This is a genomic window from Pseudomonas amygdali, assembly GCF_002699855.1.
In the GTDB taxonomy this organism is placed as follows: domain Bacteria; phylum Pseudomonadota; class Gammaproteobacteria; order Pseudomonadales; family Pseudomonadaceae; genus Aquipseudomonas; species Aquipseudomonas amygdali.
On sequence record NZ_LKBW01000274.1, the window covers coordinates 13,118 to 36,171 of the forward strand.

Here is a 23,054-nt window from a genome sequence, read left to right on the forward strand (position 1 = left end):
AACATGTGGTGGAATAAACAAAAATCGCGGACTGCAAAGCGGGCACCTTCGAGTGCAACCTCACCCGTTTCCCCCATGATCATGTCTCTCGAACCGCGCATGCTGTTCGACGGTGCGGTCGCAGCCACCGTTGCTGAAGCGGCCCAGCCGGACAGCCAGCCCACGCCCGACGCATCGGCCAAAAGCGCCGAGCAGGCCAACAGCGCCAGCAACGACCATCATGCGCAAGCGCCAGCCTCTTCGGACGTGGCTGCAACGCCTGCCGCCGTGCCCGGCACCACCGTCGTATTTGTCGATTCACGGGTGAAGGATTCGGCCAGCCTGCTGGCGGGCGTTGCGCCCGGTGCGCAAGTGGTCGAACTGGACGCCACCAAGGATGGCCTGCAACAGATTGCCGATTACCTGGGGTCTCATCAGGGCGTCAGCTCAGTGCAGATCATTGCGCACGGCAACTCCGGCGACCTTTGGCTGGGCAACAGCTATGTTTCCGCGGACAACATCGCGCAACGCAGCGCCCTGCTGGCCGAAATCGGCAACGACATGAATGTTGGTGGCGATATTCTGATCTACGCCTGCAACACCGCCGAGGGCGACACCGGCCTGAGCTTTGTCGACTCGCTGGCAACCCTGACTGGCCGCGATGTTGCTGCGTCCACTAACCGCACCGGCGCGGGTGGCGACTGGGATCTGGAAATCGCCACCGGCAGCATTGAAAGCGTCAGCGCCCTTTCGCGACAGTCGATGGACGCTTACCAGTGGGGGCTGGCAACGTTTACGGTCACCTCCACCAGCAACACCGGCGCAGGCAGCTTGCGTGACGCGCTGACCAATGCCCAGAACGGCGATATCGTAACCTTTTCGACCGGCATGACCGTCGCGCTGCAAAGCCAGCTGGTAGTCAGCAAGAACATCACCATCGACGGCGACCTGAACAACGACGGCGTCGCTGACGTCACCCTCGATGGGCAGAACAGAACCAGCGTGATCCGGGTCAATTCCGGGGTCACAGCCACACTTGATGGCGTGATCATTACCCGAGGCGTGGCCAGCACGGCGGGCGCCAGCAGTGGTGCGACCATTGCGGCCTCTGATGCACTGGGCGGCGGAATCAACAACGCCGGCAACCTCACGCTGCGCAATGTCACCGTCACTGCCAACTCGGCAGCGGGTGGTGGCGGTGGCGTCAACTCGCCAAACGTGGGTGGTGGTGGTGGCGGCGGCGGCGGCATCGGCGGGCAGAACGGTGCTGCGGGTGGCAGTGCCGGCACCTATACATCCACCGCCCCGTCAGCCAATACCGGCGGCAACGGGGCATCGTTCAGCACTGCTTACCTGGCCGGCCAAGGCGGTAACTCCTCAGGAGGCGGCGCAGGAGGGAATGGCACGCCTGTCGGTTACACCAACGGCGGCGCAGGCGGCACCGCGACCAGCGGAGGTCGGACCATCGGTGGGGGTGGCGGCGGCTCTGGGTTTGACGCCAATGGGGGCAGAGGCGGCTCGGCAGTTGGCGGCATTTACAACGCCTCGACCGGCACTCTGGCGATCATCGGCACGTCGACCATCAGCAACAACATCGGTGCAGGCGGTGGTGGTGGCGGCGGCGGCACGATTGGTGGCAACGGTGGCCGTGGCATCGGCGCGATCTGGAACAAAGGCACGGTCAACATCACTTCCAGCAATAACTCGGCGATGACTGGCAACGTGGGTGGCAGCGGATCTGGCGGACAAGCGACCAGCGGCGGCACCAATGGCTCCTCGCCTACCGCCGTCACTAATATCTTCAACGACGGCGGCACGCTCAACGCCACCTACACCTCAGACACGACGGCACCAACGGGCACCAGCATCGTGATTGCCAATTCGTCGCTGAGTTCGGGTGGCACATCGGCGGTCACCTTCACGTTCAGTGAGCCGGTCTTCGGCCTGGAAATCTCCGAAATCACCGTGCCCAACGGTACGTTGAGCAACCTGGTGACCACCAATAACATTACCTGGACAGCCACTCTTACGGCCTCCAGCAATACTTCCGCCAATTCCAATGCAATCAGCCTGCCGTTATCGGCGGTGCAGGACTCAGCCGGCAATATCGGTACCGGGACAGTGACATCCAACAACTACGCAGTGTCCGATACCGTTCCGCCGACAGTGACTGTCGTGGTAGCAGACACCGCACTGGCGGCGGGTGAAACATCACTGGTCACCTTTACGTTCAGTGAAGCGGTTACCGGCTTCGACAACACCGACATCTCGGTCGCCAATGGCACATTGACCGCTGTGAGCAGCAGTGACGGCGGCAAAACCTGGACCGCGACCCTGACGCCGACCGCCAACCTGACCAGCACCACCAACCAGATCAGCCTGAACCGGGCAGGCGTGCAGGATCTGTCCGGAAACGCCGGTTCAGGCACTGCCACGTCCAACAACTACGCCATCGACACGTCGCGCCCGACCGCAACCATCGTGCTGGCCGACAACTCCCTGAGCATTGGTGAAACCTCGCAGGTGACCATCACCTTCAGTGAGGCGGTGTCCGGTTTCACCAACGCGGACCTGACCGTCGTCAACGGCACCCTGAGTGCCGTGACCACCAGCAACAATATTGTCTGGACCGCGACATTCACGCCGACCAACAACATTACCGACAGCACCAACGTGATCACCCTGGACAACACAGGGGTCACCGATGCGGCGGGCAACACGGGTTCGGGAACCACAACCTCGAACAATTACGCCATCGATACCCAGCGCCCGACCGCAAGCATTCTGGTGGCAGACGCCAGTCTCACGGCCGGTGAAACCTCACTGGTGACGATTACCTTCAGCGAGGCCGTCAGTGGTTTCACCAACGCCGACCTGACAGTGCCCAACGGCACCTTGAGCACCGTCACCAGCAGCGATGGCGGCATCACCTGGACGGCGACCTACACGCCGAACAACAACGTCAACGACACCACCAACGTGATCACCCTGAGCAACGCAGGTGTAACGGATCTGGCTGGCAATGCCGGGTCCGGCACCAGCAACTCGGGCAACTTCACCATCGACACCGTGCGCCCGAGTGCCACAGTGGTTGTGGCCGACAGCGCCCTTTCCGCGGGTGAAACCTCGCTGGTGACGATTACCTTCAGCGAGGCCGTAACCGGGTTCACCAATGCCGACCTGACCGTCGCCAATGGCACCTTGAGCGCGGTGAGCAGCAGCGACGGCGGCGTCACCTGGACCGCGACCCTCACGCCAACCGCAAACGTAACCGACACCACCAACCTGATCACGCTGGATGCGAGCGGCGTTGCCAATGCTTCCGGCAACGCAGGCACCGGCACAATCAGTTCCAACAATTACGCCATCGACACAGTACGCCCGACTGCGAGTATCACAATGTCGGACAATGCCTTGACCGCAGGTGAAACCTCGCTGGTCACCATCACCTTCAGCGAGGCAGTGAGCGGCTTTACCAACGCTGACCTGAGCGTACCGAACGGAACGCTGAGCACGGTCAGCAGCAGCGACGGTGGTGTCACCTGGACCGCGACCTACACACCGAATGCCAATGTTGCCGATACCACTAACGTCATCACGCTGAACAATACCGGCGTGAACGATCTGGCAGGCAATATCGGCAGCGGCACAACCGATTCCGGCAATTTCACCATTGCCACACAGCAGCCGACCGCCACCGTCGTGGTCGCTGACAGCGCGTTGTCTGTGGGCTAAACCTCGCTGGTCACCATCACCTTCAGCGAAGCGGTCCTCGGCTTCAATAATGCCGACCTGACGGTCGAGAACGGTACGTTGAGTGCGGTCAGCAGCAGTGACGGCGGTATCACCTGGACGGCGACCTTCACGCCGACCGCAAACGTGACCGACGCAAGCAACCTGATCACTCTGGACAACACCGGTTTCACCAATGGTTCGGGCGTGACCGGCAGCGGCATCACATCCTCGAACAACTACGCCATCGACACCCAGCGCCCGACCGCAACCATTGTGGTGGCCGACAATACGCTGGCCGTCGGTGAAACCTCTCTGGTAACGATTACGTTCAGCGAAGCGGTAAGCGGTTTCACCAATGCGGACCTGAACATTGCCAACGGCACCCTGAGCGCAGTCAGCAGCAGCGACGGCGGTATTACCTGGACGGCAACGCTTACTCCGACCGCAGGCATCACCAACAGCAGCAATCTGGTGACCCTGAACAACGCTGGCGTCACTGACCAGGCAGGCAACGCGGGCACCGGGCTGACCTTCTCCAACAGTTACGCCATCGACTCGGCGCGTCCGACTGCCAGCATTGTGGTTGCGGACAACGCGCTGTCGATCGGTGAAACCTCGCTGGTTACCATCACCTTCAGTGAAGCGGTCAGCGGTTTCGACAATAGCGACCTGAGCATCGCCAACGGCACCCTGAGCACGGTCAGCAGCAGTGACGGCGGCATCACCTGGACCGCGACCTTCACGCCAACCATCAATGTCGCCGACAGCACCAACCTGATCACGCTGAACAACACCGGCGTAGCCGACCTGGCCGGCAACATCGGTAGCGGCGTCACCAACTCCAACAATTACAGCATCGATACCATCCAGCCGACCGCCACCATTGTGGTCGCTGACAGCGCGTTGTCTGTGGGCGAAACCTCGCTGGTCACCATCACCTTCAGCGAAGCGGTCAGCGGTTTCAACAACGCCGACCTGACGGTCGAGAACGGTACGTTGAGTGCGGTCAGAAGTAGCGACGGCGGTATCACCTGGACCGCGACCTTCACACCGAACGCCAATGTCACCGACGCAAGCAACCTCGTGACCCTGGACAACACAGGGTTCACCAATGCCTCGGGCAATACCGGCAGCGGCGTCACGTCCTCGAACAACTACGCCATCGACACACTGCGCCCGACCGCGACCATTGTGGTGGCCGACAATGCGCTGGCCGTCGGTGAAACCTCTCTGGTAACGATCACCTTCAGCGAAGCGGTCAGCGGTTTCACCAATGCGGACCTGAACATTGCCAACGGCACCCTGAGCGCGGTCAGCAGCAGCGATGGCGGTATTACCTGGACGGCAACGCTAACCCCAACCTCAGGCATTAGCAGCGCAAGCAACTCGGTGACGCTGAACAATGGCGGCGTGACTGACCTGGCCGGTAACGCTGGCAGCGGCCTGACGCTCTCCAATAACTACGCCATCGACCAGACGCGACCGACCGCCAGCATCGTAATAGCTGACAACGCCCTTTCGGCGGGTGAAACCTCACTGGTCACTATCACCTTCAGTGAGGCGGTCAGTGGTTTCGACAACAGCGACCTGAACGTACCGAACGGTACGCTGAGCACGGTCAGCAGCAATGACGGCGGCATCACCTGGACTGCCACCTTCACACCAAACGCAAACGTGAATGCCAGCACCGGGCAGATCAGCCTGAACAGCGCAGGTGTCACCGACCTGGCGGGCAACGCGGGCAGCGGCATCATCAGTTCGGCAAGTTTCACCGTCGACACGACCAGACCTTCCGCCACCATCGTGGTGGCCGACAATGCACTGTCCGCAGGCGAAACGTCTCTGGTCACGTTCACGTTCAGTCAGGCGGTCAGCGGGTTCAGCAACGCCGACCTGAGTGTCGCCAATGGCACGCTGAGCGCGGTTTCCAGCAGCGATGGCGGCATCACCTGGACTGCCACCTTCACACCAAACGCAAACGTGACCGATGCAAGCAACCTGATCACGCTGGATAACACTGGCGTGACCAATGCGTCGGGCAATACCGGCAGCGGCACCACGGCCTCGAACAACTACGCCATCGATACTCAGCGCCCGACAGCGACCATCACCGTCGCCAATCCGAACCTGGCCATCGGTCAAACCTCGCTGGTGACTTTTGCCTTCAGCGAGCCGGTGAATAACTTCACGCTGGCGGATGTCAGCGTGGCCAACGGCACGCTGTCCAACCTGGCCAGCAGCGATGGCGGAGCCACCTGGACCGCGACCCTGACGCCGACTGCGAACGTCACTGACCCGAGCAACTTCATTGTGCTGGACAGCAGCACAGTGACTGACCGGGCAGGCAACGCAGGGACAGGCATCGCGCTGTCTCCCAACTACGCCATCACGACCACGTCGCTGACCGGAGACCCGCAGTTCCGGATAGACGCGCCAGCACCGCTGGTCAACACACCCAATCTGCCACTGCAGCCAGCGCTGTTCGGTCCGCCAACCGGCAATCTGGGTTCGCCATTGAGCTTCTCGCCGTTGTTCGAACAGCGCACTACCGGGGGTGGTCTGCCGCCTGTGGGCAATATCTTCATTACCAACCGCGCCCTGGCACCCAGCTTTATTGCCCAGGTGTTCGACTCCAGCAGTGTCGGCGGCCCGGGCTCCGGGTTCACAGGCTTCAACAGCGGCGAAGGCAGCGTGTTCGGCAGCAGCACGCTGTCGACGCTGTTTTCCCGCGAATCCGCGACGGACAGCTCGACCACGGGCGCCTTCAACAGCGCTGGCAGCAACGGCCTGCGAGACTCATCACAAAGCATCCAGGCCGGTTTCGGCGCGCTGACCCTGGGTCAGCAGTTGCAACAGATCACTGATAACGAGCAAGAAAAACTGCGCGCACTGGCATGGGCTTTAGGGGAAGTCGGTGTGAGTGAAGCGCAAGCCTGAAACAGGGTTTGGTAATGCGTCGTAGCTGTACGGCGCTCATAAAAAAGAATGCGGTAGCTAGAGCTAGGGGCGGTCGGAGCATGAAAAGAAGTCAGAAGTTGTTCAGCATCAGCCTGCTGGCGCTGGTAGTGAGTGGTTGCGCTGTTACCAGCCAGCCTATCGACCGAAGCGTCAGCGAGCAGCGCGCCAAAAGCGATCTGCAACTGATGTACAAGGATCAAGAACCATTGAACGGTGCATTGACCCTGCACCAAGCCATGGCCCGCGCGGTGAAGTACAACCTTGAAGCGCGCCTGAAAATCATGGAAGAAGCCCTGGCCAAACGTCAGTTGGACCTCGCCAGCTTCGACATGCTGCCGCGCATGGCACTTTCAGCGGGCTATGCCGGACGCAGTAACGTCAGCGCATCGAGCAGTGAAAGCGTCGAGACCGGAACCCAGTCCCTCGAACCTTCAACCTCGCAGGATCGCAGCCGTCGTGTCGCCGACCTGACCATGGTGTGGAACGTACTCGACTTCGGTGTCAGCTACATCAGCGCCAAACAGCAAGGCGACCAGCGCCTGATCGTTCAGGAACGCCGCCGCAAGGTGATCAACACCATCGTTCAGGACGTGCGTTCAGCCTATTGGCGCGCCGTCGCCGCCGAACGCATGCTCAAGCAGATCGACAGCTTGATGGCTCGTGTCGAGAAAGCGCAGGACAACAGCCAGCAAATGAGCCAGCAGCGTGTGGGTGACCCGGTACAGGCACTGGGTTATCAGCGCTCGCTGATCCAGGCGACGCGTCAGCTTGAAGAACAGCGCAAGGCGCTTTCACTGGCCAAGACCGAACTGGCGACCCTGATCAACCTGCCGCTGGGCACCGATCTGAAGCTGGCGACGTCGGACGACTACTCGATTCCGCAACTCAAGGTCGACATGGCGCGCCTGGAAACCGAAGCGCTGGCCAGTCGTCCCGAACTGCGCGAACAGGATTACCAAACCCGTATCAGCTCGGCCGAGACCCGCAAGGCCATGCTGCGCATGCTGCCGGGCCTGGAGTTCTCGGCAGGCGGCCATTACGACAGCAACTCGTTTCTGGTCAACGACAAATGGGCTGATCTGGGCGTAAAAGTCACCTGGAACCTGTTCAATGTGCTGTCGGCACCTGCCGCCATTGACGTCGCCAAAGCCGGTGAGGAAGTCGCTACTGCGCGTCGTCAGGCAATGTCCATTGCCGTACTGGCCCAGCTCTACGTGGCCAACGCCAACTACAACGAAGCGTTGCGCCAGTTCAAAACCAGCCAACAGCTGTCGAACATCGACAGCCAGATCGTCGGTCAACTGCGCAATCGCTATCAGGCAGCCGGTCTGGGCGAGCTGGATCTGATTCAGGGCGAACTGAACACCCTGCAGGCGGATCTGCGTCGCGACCTGGCGTATGCCGACCTGCGCAACGCTTACGGCCAGATTTTCGCCAGTGCGGGTCTGGACCCGCTGCCGTCGGAGCTTTCATCCACCAAAGTGCAAGCCATTGCTGTTGCACTGGATGCGCGCGAGTCGCAGTGGGAAGCGGGTAATATTTCAGTAGCCGCTACCGCGCCCAAGCCTTAAGCCCGCATCATGAAAGACCACCCGGTCAGCGTTATGCGCTGGCTGGATGCAGTAACACCCCTCGCCTCGCAACGAAATCGTTCCACTGTAACGATTTCAATCCAAAACACCTCGCTCCGCTTGCATCAAGGCCTTGATCAGGCACGTATTTTCAAATGCTTGAACAGTGTAGCGATTTCGCTACAGCCGAGATAGGCAGCGCTGATCTGATATTCAGTAACCCTTTGATTTAATTAAATAAATAAAACATGGCCGCTAAATTGCTTAGCCATAGCTCATATTGTTCGCGTGCTGCGCGAGCGCTGTTCTCCGAGGAGTTTGTATGAGCGAGTTGCGATTCACCGTTGACCATGAATGGCTGCGTGCCGAAGCCGACGGCAGCATTACGGTCGGCATTACGCCCTATGCGCAAGAATCGCTGGGCGACGTAGTCTTCGTGCAGCTCCCGGATTTGCAGGCCTACACTCAACACGCTGAAGTGTCAGTGGTGGAATCGGTGAAAGCCGCCAGCAGCATCAACATGCCGCTGGACGGTGAAGTGGTCGAGGTCAATTCAGTCCTCGATGACACGCCGGAGCTGGTCAATGAAGACGCTCTCGGTGCAGGCTGGTTTTTTCGTTTCATTCCACAGGATGCCGACGCCATCCACGGCCTGCTGGATCAGGACGCCTACGACCGCCTGATCAAAGCCAACGCCCAAGCCTGAGGAGCACGCCATGACTGACCGTATTGAACTGACCACTGCCAACGAATTCATCGCCCGTCACATTGGCCCGCGCGCTGCCGACGAGCAGGCCATGTTGCAGACGCTGGGTTTCGACTCCATTGAAGCGCTGAGCGAAAGCGTTATCCCGGAAAGCATCAAGGGCACCAGCGTGCTGGACCTGCCTGCCGGGCAGAGCGAAGCCGATGCGCTGGCGTCCATCAAGGCCATCGCCGGCAAGAATCAACTGTTCAAGACCTACATCGGCCAGGGTTACTACAACACCCACACGCCGGCACCGATCTTGCGCAACCTGCTGGAAAACCCGGCCTGGTACACCGCCTATACCCCATACCAGCCGGAGATTTCCCAAGGCCGTCTGGAGTCACTGCTCAATTTCCAGACGCTGATCAGCGACCTGACCGGCCTGCCGATTGCCAACGCCTCTCTGCTCGACGAAGCCACCGCGGCCGCCGAGGCAATGACCTTTTGCAAACGTTTGAGCAAAAACAAGGCTAGCCAACAGTTTTTCGCGTCCAGCCACTGCCACCCGCAGACACTTGATGTGTTGCGTACCCGTGCCGAGCCATTGGGCATTACCGTTGTGGTGGCGGACGAAGCCGAGTTGGGCGACGTCAGCGATTACTTTGGCGCGTTGCTGCAATACCCGGCCAGCAACGGCGACGTGTTCGATTACCGCGAGCTGGTCGAACGTTTCCATGCTGCCAACGCGCTGGTCGCCGTGGCTGCCGACTTGCTGGCACTGACGTTGCTGACCCCGCCAGGCGAATTTGGCGCCGACGTGGCCATCGGCAGCGCACAACGCTTCGGTGTACCGCTGGGCTTCGGCGGCCCGCATGCGGCTTACTTCTCAACCCGCGATGCCTTCAAGCGCGACATGCCGGGCCGCCTGGTCGGCGTATCGGTGGACCGTCACGGCAAGCAGGCCCTGCGTCTGGCCATGCAGACCCGCGAACAGCATATTCGTCGCGAAAAGGCCACCAGCAACATTTGCACTGCGCAGGTGCTGCTGGCCAACATCGCCAGCATGTATGCCGTCTACCACGGCCCGCGCGGCCTGACACAGATCGCCAAACGCGTTCACCAGTTGACCGCGATCCTTGCCGAAGGATTGAGTACGCTGGGTCTGAAGGCCGAGCAGGCATTCTTCTTCGACAGCCTGACCCTGAACACCGGCAGCAGGACCGCGGCGCTGCACGCAGCGGCTCGCGCCAGGCACATTAACCTGCGTGAAATCGACGACCAGCACCTGGGTCTGTCACTGGACGAAACCACCTCGCAGTCGGCAGTTGAAACGCTGTGGGAAATCTTCGCCAGCGACGGTCAGAACCTGCCGGACTTCACCGCACTGGCAGCCAGCGTCCCGTCGCGCCTGCCCGCTGCACTGCTGCGCCAGTCGGCAATCCTCAGCCACCCGGTGTTCAACCGCTACCACTCTGAAACCGAACTGATGCGCTACCTGCGCAAGCTGGCTGACAAGGATCTGGCGCTGGACCGCACCATGATTCCACTGGGCTCGTGCACCATGAAGCTCAACGCCGCCAGTGAAATGATCCCGGTGACCTGGGCCGAATTCGGCAACCTGCACCCGTTCGCCCCGGCCGAGCAGAGCGCCGGGTATCAACAATTGACCGACGAGCTGGAGGCCATGCTCTGTGCGGCCACCGGCTATGACGCAATCTCGCTGCAACCGAACGCCGGCTCCCAGGGTGAATATGCCGGCCTGCTGGCCATCCGTGCTTATCATCAGAGCCGTGGCGATGAGCATCGCGATATCTGCCTGATCCCTTCATCGGCACACGGCACCAACCCGGCCACAGCCAACATGGCCGGTATGCGTGTCGTGGTCACCGCCTGCGATGCACGTGGCAACGTCGATATCGAAGACCTGCGCGCCAAGGCCGTTCAACACCGCGACCAGCTTGCGGCGATCATGATCACCTACCCGTCGAGCCACGGCGTGTTCGAAGAAGGCATCCGTGAAATCTGCGGTATCGTTCACGACAACGGTGGCCAGGTCTACATTGACGGCGCCAACATGAACGCCATGGTCGGCCTGTGCGCTCCGGGCAAATTCGGTGGCGATGTATCGCACCTCAACCTGCACAAGACCTTCTGCATTCCGCACGGCGGCGGTGGCCCAGGCGTTGGTCCGATCGGCGTCAAATCCCATCTCGCCCCGTTCATGCCGGGCCATGCACGCATGGAGCGCAAGGAAGGCGCAGTCTGCGCAGCCCCGTTCGGCAGCGCCAGCATTCTGCCAATCACCTGGATGTACATCCGCATGATGGGCGGTGACGGCCTCAAACGCGCTTCGCAATTGGCGATCCTCAACGCCAACTACATTTCGCGCCGCCTGGAAGAGCACTACCCGGTGCTGTACACCGGCACCAACGGGCTGCTTGCCCACGAATGCATCCTTGACCTGCGCCCTATCAAGGACAGCAGCGGCATCAGCGTCGATGACGTGGCCAAGCGTCTGATCGACTTTGGCTTCCATGCCCCGACCATGTCGTTCCCGGTTGCCGGGACCTTGATGATCGAGCCGACCGAGAGCGAGTCCAGAGAGGAACTGGACCGTTTCTGCGACGCCATGATCAAGATCCGTGAAGAAATACGCGCGGTTGAAAACGGCACACTGGACAAAGACGACAACCCGTTGAAAAACGCACCGCACACCGCTGCGGAAATCGTCGGCCAGTGGAGCCATCCTTACAGCCGCGAACAGGCGGTGTATCCGGTTGATTCGTTGATCGAGAACAAGTACTGGCCTCCGGTCGGCCGTGTCGACAACGTCTTCGGCGACCGCAATCTGGTCTGTGCCTGCCCGTCCATCGAGAGCTATCAGGAAGCCTGATAGCCCGTGCCCTGGCATGCCTGTGCGCACTCGATAGTAAGTGTGCGCAGGCAATGCCGTTCTGCATGGCCCGCTCAACAAGGAATTGAACATGTCCACAGAAACCCTGCTGACCACTCCCCTGCACGCCCTTCACCGCGAACTCGGCGCGAAGATGGTGCCCTTCGCCGGTTACGACATGCCCGTGCAATACCCGGCTGGCGTAATGAAAGAACATTTGCACACTCGCGCGCAGGCCGGCCTGTTCGATGTCTCGCACATGGGCCAGATTCGTCTTACCGGTACAGATGCTGCCAAGGCCCTTGAGGCCCTGGTGCCAGTGGACATCATTGACCTGCCAGTCGGCATGCAACGCTATGCGATGTTCACCAACGATGCTGGCGGCATTCTCGATGACCTGATGGTTGCCAATCTCGGTAATGATCAACTGATGCTGGTGGTCAACGCGGCCTGCAAGAATCAGGACCTGGCGCACTTGCGCAAGCACCTGGCGGGGCATTGCACTATCGAACCGCTGTTCGAAGAACGCGCCCTGCTCGCCCTGCAAGGTCCGGCCGCTGTCACGGTGCTGGCGCGCCTTGGGCCGGAAGTGGCGAAGATGACCTTCATGCAGTTCGCCAGCGTCAAGCTGCTGGACGTTCAATGCTATGTCAGCCGCTCGGGCTATACCGGCGAAGACGGCTATGAAATTTCAGTCCCGGCCGAACAGGCTGAAGCCCTGGCGCGCCGCCTGCTGGAAGAACCGGAAGTTGCCCCGATCGGTTTGGGCGCACGTGATTCGCTGCGACTGGAAGCAGGTCTGTGCCTGTACGGTCATGACATGGACACCGACACCTCCCCCGTAGAGGCCAGCCTGTTATGGGCTATTTCCAAAGTGCGTCGCGCAGACGGTGCACGTGCAGGCGGCTTCCCGGGAGCAGAGCATGTCTTTGCCCAGCAACAGAACGGTGTCGCCAAAAAACGTGTCGGCCTGCTTCCCGAAGAGCGCACGCCAGTGCGTGAGGGCACAGAAATCGTCGATGAACAGGGCGCTGTCATCGGCACTGTCTGCAGCGGCGGTTTTGGCCCGAGCCTGGCTGGCCCGCTGGCCATGGGTTATTTGAACAACGCTTACACCGCGCTGGATACACAGGTCTGGGCAATGGTGCGCGGCAAGAAAGTGCCCATGCGCGTTGCAAAAATGCCTTTCGTTGCACAACGTTACTTTCGCGGCTAAACAACGGCGTCAAAAAAACAGCAATACTTCGCTGTTGCGCAGGTGCTGTTACACACTACTGTTTCGGCCGTGTTTCAACCGAGTGAACAGTCTGTTGTATATGCCAAAAATGCACCTATAAAGTGCAAAATGTTATGACAGACCAAACACCGTGCACAGCAGGCAAACACGCCGGGCATAAGGCTCTACCCCCCGGAAACAGGGTACAAGGCAGGGGGGTTGTATTTGTAACGAGAGTTGGCGTAGAGTTTCCGGACTGTGTTTGCATGGGTCGCCGAATCTGGACCTGGGCAGTAGCTCTAGGTTTGCTACAACCCGTTCTACGTTTCTTACTTCCTGCAACCAGCCCCAGTGCTCTTTCGTGTGAAAGAGGCTGTAACCAATTCAAGTCAAGCGTCAAGGAAATAAGAAAATGGCTGATCGTCAGAGCGGTACCGTCAAGTGGTTCAACGATGAAAAAGGTTTTGGTTTTATCACTCCTGAGAGCGGGCCGGATCTGTTCGTACACTTCCGCGCCATTCAGGGTAACGGCTTCAAAAGCCTGAAAGAAGGCCAGAAAGTTACCTTCGTTGCCGTGCAGGGCCAAAAAGGCATGCAGGCTGACGAAGTTCAAGCCGAAGCCTGATACGACACACTCTCGTACGTACAGAAAGCCTCTGACAGCAATGTCAGAGGCTTTTTTATATGTGCGATTCCGCTCGGCAAGTACATGAGTACGCCCATGAAAAAGCCGACTCAAGGTCGGCTTTTTCACTGCGGCTACACGACGCTATCCGGCGCGGCGCAGCAGATACACACCGGCCAGCGCACAGGCTGCAGCAGGCATCAGCACGGCCAGCAACGGCGGGAAACCGAACAGCAGGCTGGAAGGACCAAGCAGGTCCTGAATGATGCGGAAGGTAAAGCCGACCACCACCCCCGTGAACACGCGCTGCCCCAGCGTAACCGAACGCAGCGGGCCGAAGATGAACGAGATTGCCATCAGCACCAGCGCTACTGTCACAGCCGGTTGCAATACCTTGGTCCAGAACGCCAGCCAGTAGCGGCCATTGCTCAAGCCCTGATCAGCCAGATAATGCGCGTAGTTCCAGAGACCGCTGATCGAAAGCGACTCGGGCGGCATGATCACTGTGCTCAGCAATTGCGGGCTCAACGCTACATCCCAGCGCTCGACCGGCGTATTGATGACCTCGGTACGGCCGTCATTGAAATGCGTGGTACTGACGTCCTTCAACTCCCAGTAATCGGTCTTGAAATTGGCCTCTTTGGCAAAGCTGGACGTCAGCATGTGGCGTTGATCGTCGAAACGGTAACGTGTCACGCCGAGCATCAGGCCATTGGGCTGGACGGTGTTGATGTGGATGAATTCGTCACCCTGACGGTGCCACAGACCATGCCTGGCGCTCTGCGCATCACCCGAGCCCTGAGCCAGCGACCGAGCGGCCTGAGCCTGGTTCTCGGCGTAGGGAGCCACGTACTCGCCGACCAGTACACCGGCAACCATCAATAGCAGCATCGGCTTCATGACCGCCCAGACGATGCGCCCGATGGACACACCTGCTGCACGCATGATGGTCAGTTCGCTGCTGCTGGCCAGCGTACCCAGACCAATGAGGCAACCGATCAGGGCAGCCATTGGCAGGGTGTCGTAGACACGCCGCGGCGCGGTCAGCATGACGTAGCTGAGGGCATCCGCCAGTGTGTAAGTGTCACTGATATCACCCATCTCGTCGATGAACGCGAACAATGAAACCAGCCCCAGAATAATTCCCAGAACCGCAAGAATCGCCAGCAATACGCTTTTACCGATGTATCGATCAAGCTTGACCACGAGTCACCTCCGTGACGCTGCGACGACTCGCCATCTTCAGACGCAGAGGCTCCCAATAGAACAACAGCAGGCCAATGGACAGGTAGATGCCATGCACCCACCACATGCCCAGGCTGAGCGGCAGCTTGCCCTTCTCCAGCGAACTGCGCACCGAGATCAGAATGGCCAGATAAGACATGTACAGAAGGATCGCCGGCAAAAGTTTCAGGTAACGGCCCTGACGCGGATTGACGCGCGACAACGGAATAGCCATCAACGTGACGATGAACACCGACAGCGGCAGCGAAATACGCCATTGCAGCTCGGCGACAGAGCGCGGTGCCGGGTTGCCGATCAGTTCGCTGGTCGGAATGGCCTCACGGTCGGTGATTTCTTCACTGATTTCCGGCTTGGGCAGCATCGCCCCGTAGGTGTCGTACTTGATCACACGATAATCAGCCGCACCAGGATTGCCATCGTAGCGGTAGCCGTTTTCGAGGATCAGGAAGCGACTGCCATTGGGCCTTACCTCCTGATGACCCTTCTCTGCCACCAGCACGGTAATACCGTTGTCCTTGCTCTTGTCGCCGGACATGCGTTTTTCAGAGATGAACACACCAGCCAGTTGCGAGCGGTCTTCCGACAGTTCCTTGGTGTAAGTGATACGTGTACCATCACGCAGCGCCTGAAAACGGCCCGGCACCAGCGTGTCGAACTCGGTCATGGCGTCCTGCTTGTTGATCAGCAGCGAAAACTGGGTAGCGCCCTGTGGAGCCAGACTGAAACTCAGCCAGGCGACCAACAGCCCGACCAGCGTGGCAGGCCCCATGGTGATGGCAAGCAGCCGTTGCTGACTCATGCCGGTGGCTGCCAGCACGGTCATTTCACTTTCCAGGTACAGGCGCCCGTAAGCCATGAGAATGCCGAGGAACAGGCCCAGCGGCAGAATTACCTGCAGAAAGCCTGGCAGGCGGAAGCCCATGATCAGGAACAGCACGCCCGGATCGAGCGCACCGGACGCGGCCTGCGCCAGGTACTTGATGAAGCGTCCGCTCATGATGAACACCAGCAGCACGGCGCTGACCGCGCTCAAGGTAAGCAGCACTTCTCGGGACAAATAACGGAAGACAATCAAACCAGACACTCCAGAGTTGTCAGGCTCAGGCAGCCAAACAGGGAAAAATTGTGAGCCACGGCAACCAGAGATTCACGCCGGCAAAAGGCGTGGGCATCAAAAATATGCGGCATTATCCTGTGATTGTGTGTTTCTGTCACTGCGCACCGGGGATAGTTCGCACATACACGCAAAGCAGGCGGCTCTACGGGGTTGTCAGCAGTCGTGCAGCGGGGTCAAACTGCAAGGCTTACCGCGGGCATCCACCTTGAAAACACTCAGGCCATCCCGCGTACATCATTCATATTGCGACTCTCATCGTCTACTCGGGGACCCCACATGGAATTGGTTGTTAAAAGCGTAAGCCCAGAAACCTTGAAAACCGCAACGCTGGTGGTCACCGTCGGCGAAAGCCGTGTACTGGTTGGTGCTGCCCAGGCTGTCGATATTCTCAGCGGCGGAGCCATCTCCCTCATTCTCAAACGCGGTGATCTGGCGGGCAAGGTCGGTCAGAGCCTGCTGCTGCACAACCTGCCCAACATCAAGGCAGAGCGCGTTCTGCTGATCGGTACCGGCAAGGAAGGTGAACTGTCGGACCGCCAGCTGAAAAAAATCGTCGGTGCAACACTGACCTGCCTCAAAGGCCTGGGCGGCAGCGACGCTGCTATTGCGCTCGATGACCTGTCAGTGAAAAACCGCGACACCTACGGCACGGCTCGTCTGCTGGTCGAGGCCCTGGCGGATGGCGAATACGTCTTCGACCGCTTCAAGACCCAGAAAGCCGAAGTTCGCGCCCTGAAAAAAATCACCCTGCTGACCGACAAGGTACGCATAGCTGACATCGAGCGCGCTTCCACTCACGCCAAGGCTATCGCCACCGGCATGGCACTGACCCGCGACCTGGGCAATCTGCCACCTAACATCTGCCACCCGACCTACCTGGGCGAAGAAGCCAAGGCGCTGGGCAAGGCACACAAGAATCTGAAAGTGGAAGTTCACGACGAGAAGAAACTGGCCGAACTGGGCATGGGCTCTTTCCTCGCGGTGGCTCAGGGCAGCGCCCAGCCACCTCGCCTGATCGTCATGAACTATCAGGGTGCCAAAAAAGGTGATCAGCCCTTCGTGCTGGTCGGTAAAGGCATCACGTTCGACACCGGCGGCATCAGTATCAAGCCTGCCTCGGGCATGGACGAGATGAAGTTCGACATGTGCGGCGCTGCCAGCGTATTCGGTACCCTGCGCGCCGTACTGGAACTGAAACTGCCGATCAATCTGGTGTGTATTCTGGCCTGCGCCGAAAACATGCCGAGCGGCACCGCGACACGTCCCGGCGACATCGTCACTACCATGAGTGGCCAGACGGTCGAAATTCTCAACACCGACGCTGAAGGCCGTCTGGTGCTGTGCGATGCACTGACCTACGCCGAACGCTTCAAGCCACAGGCAGTCATCGACATCGCCACTCTCACCGGCGCGTGCGTGGTTGCGCTGGGCGGCCACACTTCCGGCCTGCTGGGCAACAATGACGCGCTGATCAATCAGTTGCTCGACGCGGGCAAACAGGCGGATGACCGTGCCTGGCAGTTGCCGTTGTTCGATGAGTACCAGGAGCAGCTCGACAGCCCGTTCGCCGACATCGCCAATATCGGTGGCCCGAAAGGCGGCACCATCACGGCGGCCTGCTTCCTGTCGCGCTTCACCAAGGCCTATGACTGGGCTCACCTGGACATCGCCGGCACTGCATGGCTGAGCGGCGGCAAGGAAAAAGGCGCCACTGGACGTCCGGTTCCGCTGCTGACCCAGTACCTGCTCGACCGCGCTGGCGTATAAAAAGACACCCTGGCGTGTCGGCTTCACGGTCGATACGCCACTGGTTCTGGAACCTGTATGACCCAAGTCGATTTTTACATCCTGCCCAGCGCCGATCCTGCCGCGCGCCTGGACTTTGCCTGCAAACTCACGGAAAAAGCCTGGCGTTTGGGCCACAAGGTCTATCTGCATTGCAGCGATGCAGCGCAGCGTGAGGACCTCGATGCCCGGCTCTGGCGTTTCAGAGGTGAAGTGTTTCTACCCCATGGCGACGCCGAGAGCGATCACGATGCTGCCGTGGTACTGGGCCTGGGCGACGACTCGGGCGAACACAGTGACCTGCTGGTCAACCTCGACCTGAGCATTCCGGCCTTCTTCAAACGTTTCGCCCGCGTGGCGGAAGTGGTTGTCGAAGACCCAGCCATACGTCTTGCTGCACGCGAGAGTTTCCGTTCTTACCGTGAACAGGGCTATCCTCCGCTAGATCACCGACTGCAGCGCCTTTGAGGACACGATGGATACTTCAAAAAAAGCTGAATCCGCGCATTTGCTGAACGATCTGGAATCGATCCGCCAATTGCTCGGCGATGACCCCGCACACTCCCCGCTGCCGAACGACCCGGCTCGTCCCGAAGGCCAGATTCCCCTGTTGTTCGATGTCGTCGGCGCTCGCCCCGACGCGGCGTATCAACAGGACTTCGACGAAGACGACATCCCGACACTGACGCCTGATGTGCTAGCCGCACCTGTCGAGCAGCTTCAGACCGTTCAACAGCCTGCCCAGCCTCAAGCACTGCCGAACCCGGATGCCCTGCTGCATCTGGACAACGAATTGCGTGCCGCCGCGCAGTTGATCCTGCAGGACGTGATCGCCGACTTCGCCCCTCACATCGAGGCTGAAATCAAGCGTCGGCTGGAGGCAAGGCTGGAGCGGTTATTGGCCCAGCAGAAGTGAAGTGTGTGGTTAGGAAACTGGCTCGTATGCGCGTGGATACGCTGTTATCGAGAATTCAATGTGGAGCGGATCCTGGCTGCTAATCGTCCGGTGTCTGCCTCACGATGAATAAGTGAATTCCACTCTGCGTTCAATCGCCTATGCTCGGCCACTACCCCATCAATACTTTCCAGTATTTCGGTGGACGCCGCATACGCTCGCCGATTACGAGCTACCGCATTTTGAAATTGGGAGTAACTGGCATTCGGCACGCGCGCCACGTCATCAAGAATTGATTGTGCCTGACGACTAACGATCCTGATTTTTTCATTTGTCTGTAAGGTGATGTTCGACACTGCCTTTTCAAACTGTGCTTTGAAGGCGTCAGTCCTGAGCACGGCGGGCGAAAGGCCCGTATCGCCTTTCGCAACCTTGTTGATGGTCAACAGTGCGTCTGGATCCATTACATCAATCCATGGCTTTTTTGACAGCCCCGATACTCTGCTGCTCATCGTCGAGGACGTTGAAGCCAGTGCGGCTGCATCTTTTAACGGCAGGTACGTGAGCACCTGTGCAACCATTTCGTTCGGCAGCCTTTGAAAAGCAAACTTTTTACCGGGGAACATAGTCAGCCCAAGCACCCTGAACGATGAAATATGCCCATCAGGATCACTCCGATTAACCGGATCCCCCTGACAGTAGGCATACGCATTCAGGTCTCCCCGTCCAAATGGACTCAGGGTGTCCGGGCTATTGAATCGCATCAGCACCGGGTTGAAAGCGCGATAGCCGTTACCCAGCAGGTAATGCCCGGTCACAGGGTCCGCACGCTCGCCGTTGAAACCGGAAAAGGGGCCGCCCGGCAAGCGATGTCCGTAAGGGCTATAGCCCAGCGGCTGGTGCCCCTCCGAACTCAAAGCATGCAATACACTGCTTTGCAGGTCGGTGGCCAGAAGGTCCGTCCGGGCGATAGCGCCTTCAGTCTCATACTCCGCTAACAAAAGGTTTTCACCGTGAAATACACGGCGACGCGTTGCGCCCTGTATCTCGACCGTCAAACGGTTCTTTTGATAAAAACGCGACACTGCACCCTGTGCTCCGGGGTCGACGACGGCAATACGATCCAGCGCGTCATAGAGATATCGGCACAGTACGCGCCTGCTTTCCGAAGTCTTGTTCATGGCCGCATTCGCCCTGCGATCGATACTTGAACACCGGATCATGCCCCTTGCTCCACTCGCCGCCAACTGACAGATCTGCCAGTTGTGGCCCGGCGCTTATGGCTTGTCGCTTGCCGTCAGGTCTATACTTACCGGTTTCCGAATCAATGCCACAGGTTCCCGCCGCGCATGGACAAGACTTACCAGCCGCACGCCATCGAAACTTCCTGGTACCAGACCTGGGAGTCCGAGAACTACTTCGCTCCGCAAGGCGTGGGTGACTCGTACACCATCATGATCCCGCCGCCGAACGTCACCGGCAGCCTGCACATGGGCCACGGTTTCAATAACGCGATCATGGACGCCCTGATCCGTTTCCGTCGCATGCAGGGTCGCAACACGCTGTGGCAACCGGGCACCGACCACGCCGGTATCGCCACGCAGATGCTGGTGGAGCGTCGTCTTGAAGCGCAAGGCATAAGCCGTCATGAGCTGGGCCGCGAGAAGTTTCTGGACAAGATCTGGGAATGGAAAGCCGAGTCCGGCGGCAACATCAGCCGTCAGATCCGCCGTCTGGGCTCGTCCGTGGACTGGAGCCGCGAGCGCTTCACCATGGACGACGGCCTGTCCGACGCCGTGAAGGAGGCCTTCGTGCGCCTGCATGAAGACGGCCTCATTTACCGTGGCAAGCGTCTGGTCAACTGGGACACCAAGCTGCACACCGCGATTTCCGACCTTGAAGTGGAGAACCACGACGAGAAAGGCCATCTGTGGAACCTGCGCTATCCGCTGGCCGACGGTGCAAAAACCGCCGAAGGTCTGGATTACCTGATCGTTGCCACCACTCGCCCGGAAACCATGCTCGGTGACGCCGCCGTTGCGGTGAACCCACAGGACGAGCGCTACAAGGCATTGATCGGCAAGTTCGTCGAACTGCCGCTGGTAGGCCGCCGCATCCCGATCATCGCGGACGACTACTGCGACCCTGAATTCGGCACCGGCTGCGTGAAAATCACCCCGGCGCATGACTTCAACGACTATGAAGTCGGCAAACGCCACAACCTGCCGCTGCTGAACATCTTCGACAAGAATGCCAACGTTCTCGCTGCTGCTCAGGTTTTCAACCTTGATGGCACGCTGAACGAAAGCGTCGACGGCAGCCTGCCTGCGGACTACGCCGGTCTCGACCGCTTTGAAGCGCGCAAGCAGATCGTTGCTGCGTTTGATGCCGCCGGCCTGCTGGTCAGCGTCGATGATCACGCCCTGAAGGTGCCGAAAGGCGACCGTTCCGGCACCATCATCGAGCCGTGGCTGACCGATCAGTGGTATGTCTCCACCAAACCGCTGGCCGAGCCTGCGATTGCCGCTGTCGAAGACGGCCGTATCGCGTTCGTGCCCAAGCAATACGAAAACATGTATTTCTCGTGGATGCGCGACATCCAGGACTGGTGCATCAGCCGTCAGCTCTGGTGGGGCCATCGCATTCCGGCCTGGTACGACGAGTCCGGCAAGGTTTACGTCGGCCGCGACGAAGCCGAAGTTCGCGCCAAGAACAACCTTGGCCCGAAAATCGCGCTGCAGCAGGACAACGACGTACTCGACACCTGGTTCAGCTCGGGCCTGTGGACCTTCTCCACGCTCGGCTGGCCGGAAAAGACCAAGGCACTGGAGACCTTCCACTCCACCGACGTACTGGTCACTGGCTTCGACATCATTTTCTTCTGGGTCGCCCGGATGATCATGCTCACCATGCACCTGGTGAAGAACGAGGACGGCACGCCGCAGGTCCCGTTCAAGACTGTTTACGTGCACGGTCTGGTGCGTGACGGCCAAGGCCAGAAGATGTCCAAGTCCAAGGGCAACGTGCTTGACCCGCTGGACATCGTCGACGGTATCGACCTCGAAACGCTGGTAGAGAAACGCACCAGTGGTTTGATGCAGCCGCAACTGGCGAAGAAGATCGAGAAGCAGACCCGCCAGGAGTTCGCCGACGGCATCGCCAGCTACGGCACCGACGCCCTGCGCTTTACCTTCTGCTCGCTGGCGTCCACAGGTCGCGACATCAAGTTCGACATGGGCCGCGTCGAAGGCTATCGCAACTTCTGCAACAAGATCTGGAACGCTGCGCGCTACGTGCTGGACAAAGGCGAAGACTGCGGCCAGAACGGCGAAGCTGTCGAACTGTCGCTGGCTGATCGCTGGATCATCTCGCAATTGCAGCGCACGGAAGCCGAAGTGACCCGCCAACTGGATCAGTTCCGCTTCGACCTCGCGGCCCAGGCATTGTACGAGTTCATCTGGAACCTGTATTGCGACTGGTATCTGGAGCTGTCCAAGCCCGTGCTGTGGGACGAAACAGCGCCCGTCGAGCGTCAGCGCGGCACACGCCGTACGCTGGTCCGCGTTCTGGAAGTCGCGCTGCGTCTTGCGCACCCGTTCATGCCGTTCATCACCGAAGAAATCTGGCAGCGCCTCGCGCCGCTGGCCGGTGCGCAAGGCAAGACCATCATGCTGCAACCCTGGCCGGTGGCCAACGAAGCACGCATCGATCAGGCGGCCGAAGACGATATCGAATGGCTCAAGGGCCTGATGCTCGCCGTGCGTAACATCCGTGGCGAGATGAACATCGGCCCGGGCAAGCCGCTGCAACTGTTCCTCAAGAATGTGAGTGCCGAGGATCAGCGTCGTTTGAGCGAAAACGATTACCTGCTCAAGAAGCTCGCCAAGCTGGAATCGATGACCGTACTGACCGAGGGTGCAGAAGCGCCACTGTCGGCCACCGCGCTGGTGGGTGACATGGAAGTGCTGGTGCCGATGGCCGGGCTGATCGACAAAGGGGCCGAACTGGCGCGTCTGGACAAGGAAATCCAGCGCCTGCAAGGCGAAGTGCAACGCGTCGGCGGCAAGCTGTCCAACGCCGCCTTCGTCGACAAGGCACCGCCTGAAGTCATCGCCAAGGAACGCGCCAAGCTGACCGAAGCCGAACAGGCACTGGGCAAGCTGGCCGAGCAACACGCCCGCATCGCCAGCCTGTAAGGTGGCCAGAAAAGCCAGCCCGATTATGGGCTGGCTTTTTGTTATCTGAATTTCTGTACTCGACATCAAGGCTGACCATCGAACTGAACCGCCCCGGGTTTCTCGGAGACTCCAACCTTTGAGAGGATGGAGCGATGAAAAAACTACCGAA

Annotated in this window: 12 protein-coding genes and 1 pseudogene; 10 read left to right on the forward strand and 3 right to left on the reverse strand. The window is 59.7% G+C overall.

What is annotated here, in order from left to right; translation table 11 throughout:
* Window positions 1–99 precede the first annotated feature (99 nt).
* The 6 genes and pseudogenes from AO277_RS18885 (at window position 100) to AO277_RS18915 (ending at window position 13,665) form a co-directional block, all read left to right on the forward strand.
* A pseudogene (locus AO277_RS18885) lies at window positions 100–6,651 on the forward strand (Ig-like domain-containing protein).
* A 98-nt stretch (window positions 6,652–6,749) separates the two neighbouring features.
* The gene (locus AO277_RS18890; RefSeq protein WP_180273456.1) at window positions 6,750–8,243 is read left to right on the forward strand and encodes a TolC family protein; all 1,494 of its coding nucleotides are present in this window, start codon (window positions 6,750–6,752) and stop codon (window positions 8,241–8,243) included.
* Window positions 8,244–8,565: 322 nt separating this feature from the next.
* Window positions 8,566–8,949, forward strand: a complete 384-nt coding sequence (gene gcvH / locus AO277_RS18900; protein WP_002552291.1) for a glycine cleavage system protein GcvH — start codon at window positions 8,566–8,568, stop codon at window positions 8,947–8,949.
* A 10-nt stretch (window positions 8,950–8,959) separates the two neighbouring features.
* A complete protein-coding gene (gcvP, locus tag AO277_RS18905) occupies window positions 8,960–11,824 on the forward strand; it encodes an aminomethyl-transferring glycine dehydrogenase (RefSeq protein WP_099259096.1) in 2,865 nt (954 codons plus the stop codon).
* Between the two features lie 91 nt (window positions 11,825–11,915).
* Window positions 11,916–13,040, forward strand: coding sequence for a glycine cleavage system aminomethyltransferase GcvT (gene gcvT / locus AO277_RS18910; protein ID WP_044318615.1), 1,125 nt, complete (start codon window positions 11,916–11,918; stop codon window positions 13,038–13,040).
* A 412-nt stretch (window positions 13,041–13,452) separates the two neighbouring features.
* Window positions 13,453–13,665, forward strand: coding sequence for a cold-shock protein (locus tag AO277_RS18915; RefSeq protein WP_002552288.1), 213 nt, complete (start codon window positions 13,453–13,455; stop codon window positions 13,663–13,665).
* 144 nt (window positions 13,666–13,809) lie between these two features.
* On the opposite strand, the gene lptG is transcribed toward AO277_RS18915, so the two are convergent.
* The gene (gene lptG / locus AO277_RS18920; protein WP_002552287.1) at window positions 13,810–14,871 is read right to left on the reverse strand and encodes an LPS export ABC transporter permease LptG; all 1,062 of its coding nucleotides are present in this window, start codon (window positions 14,869–14,871) and stop codon (window positions 13,810–13,812) included.
* Window positions 14,858–15,985, reverse strand: coding sequence for an LPS export ABC transporter permease LptF (gene lptF, locus AO277_RS18925; RefSeq protein ID WP_002552286.1), 1,128 nt, complete (start codon window positions 15,983–15,985; stop codon window positions 14,858–14,860). Before lptF ends, lptG begins: the two co-directional genes overlap by 14 nt.
* A gap of 318 nt (window positions 15,986–16,303) precedes the next feature.
* Here lptF and AO277_RS18930 point away from each other — a divergent pair, with 318 nt between their 5' ends.
* From AO277_RS18930 to AO277_RS18940, 3 genes are read left to right on the forward strand one after another with little or no spacing between them, the layout of a single operon-like run.
* On the forward strand, window positions 16,304–17,794 hold the full coding sequence (locus tag AO277_RS18930; RefSeq protein WP_002552285.1) for a leucyl aminopeptidase: 1,491 nt from the start codon (window positions 16,304–16,306) through the stop codon (window positions 17,792–17,794).
* 57 nt (window positions 17,795–17,851) lie between these two features.
* A complete protein-coding gene (locus AO277_RS18935) occupies window positions 17,852–18,280 on the forward strand; it encodes a DNA polymerase III subunit chi (protein WP_044318616.1) in 429 nt (142 codons plus the stop codon).
* Window positions 18,281–18,287: 7 nt separating this feature from the next.
* The gene (locus AO277_RS18940) at window positions 18,288–18,728 is read left to right on the forward strand and encodes a hypothetical protein (RefSeq protein ID WP_044318617.1); all 441 of its coding nucleotides are present in this window, start codon (window positions 18,288–18,290) and stop codon (window positions 18,726–18,728) included.
* Window positions 18,729–18,772: 44 nt separating this feature from the next.
* Here AO277_RS18940 and AO277_RS18945 read toward each other — a convergent pair whose 3' ends face one another.
* The gene (locus tag AO277_RS18945) at window positions 18,773–19,888 is read right to left on the reverse strand and encodes an RHS repeat-associated core domain-containing protein (protein WP_031595936.1); all 1,116 of its coding nucleotides are present in this window, start codon (window positions 19,886–19,888) and stop codon (window positions 18,773–18,775) included.
* A 168-nt stretch (window positions 19,889–20,056) separates the two neighbouring features.
* On the opposite strand from AO277_RS18945, the gene AO277_RS18950 reads away from it, so the two are divergent.
* Window positions 20,057–22,903, forward strand: coding sequence for a valine--tRNA ligase (locus tag AO277_RS18950; RefSeq protein WP_044318618.1), 2,847 nt, complete (start codon window positions 20,057–20,059; stop codon window positions 22,901–22,903).
* The last annotated feature ends 151 nt before the right edge of the window (window positions 22,904–23,054 follow it).

Coding starts and splice junctions, on each gene's coding strand:
- gcvH (WP_002552291.1), top strand. CDS start 8,566: ATGAGCGAGTTGCGATTCACCGTTGACCATGAATGGCTGCGTGCCGAA.
- AO277_RS18940 (WP_044318617.1), top strand. CDS start 18,288: ATGGATACTTCAAAAAAAGCTGAATCCGCGCATTTGCTGAACGATCTG.
- AO277_RS18950 (WP_044318618.1), top strand. CDS start 20,057: ATGGACAAGACTTACCAGCCGCACGCCATCGAAACTTCCTGGTACCAG.
- AO277_RS18930 (WP_002552285.1), top strand. CDS start 16,304: ATGGAATTGGTTGTTAAAAGCGTAAGCCCAGAAACCTTGAAAACCGCA.
- AO277_RS18915 (WP_002552288.1), top strand. CDS start 13,453: ATGGCTGATCGTCAGAGCGGTACCGTCAAGTGGTTCAACGATGAAAAA.
- AO277_RS18945 (WP_031595936.1), bottom strand. CDS start 19,888: ATGAACAAGACTTCGGAAAGCAGGCGCGTACTGTGCCGATATCTCTAT.
- AO277_RS18935 (WP_044318616.1), top strand. CDS start 17,852: ATGACCCAAGTCGATTTTTACATCCTGCCCAGCGCCGATCCTGCCGCG.
- gcvP (WP_099259096.1), top strand. CDS start 8,960: ATGACTGACCGTATTGAACTGACCACTGCCAACGAATTCATCGCCCGT.
- gcvT (WP_044318615.1), top strand. CDS start 11,916: ATGTCCACAGAAACCCTGCTGACCACTCCCCTGCACGCCCTTCACCGC.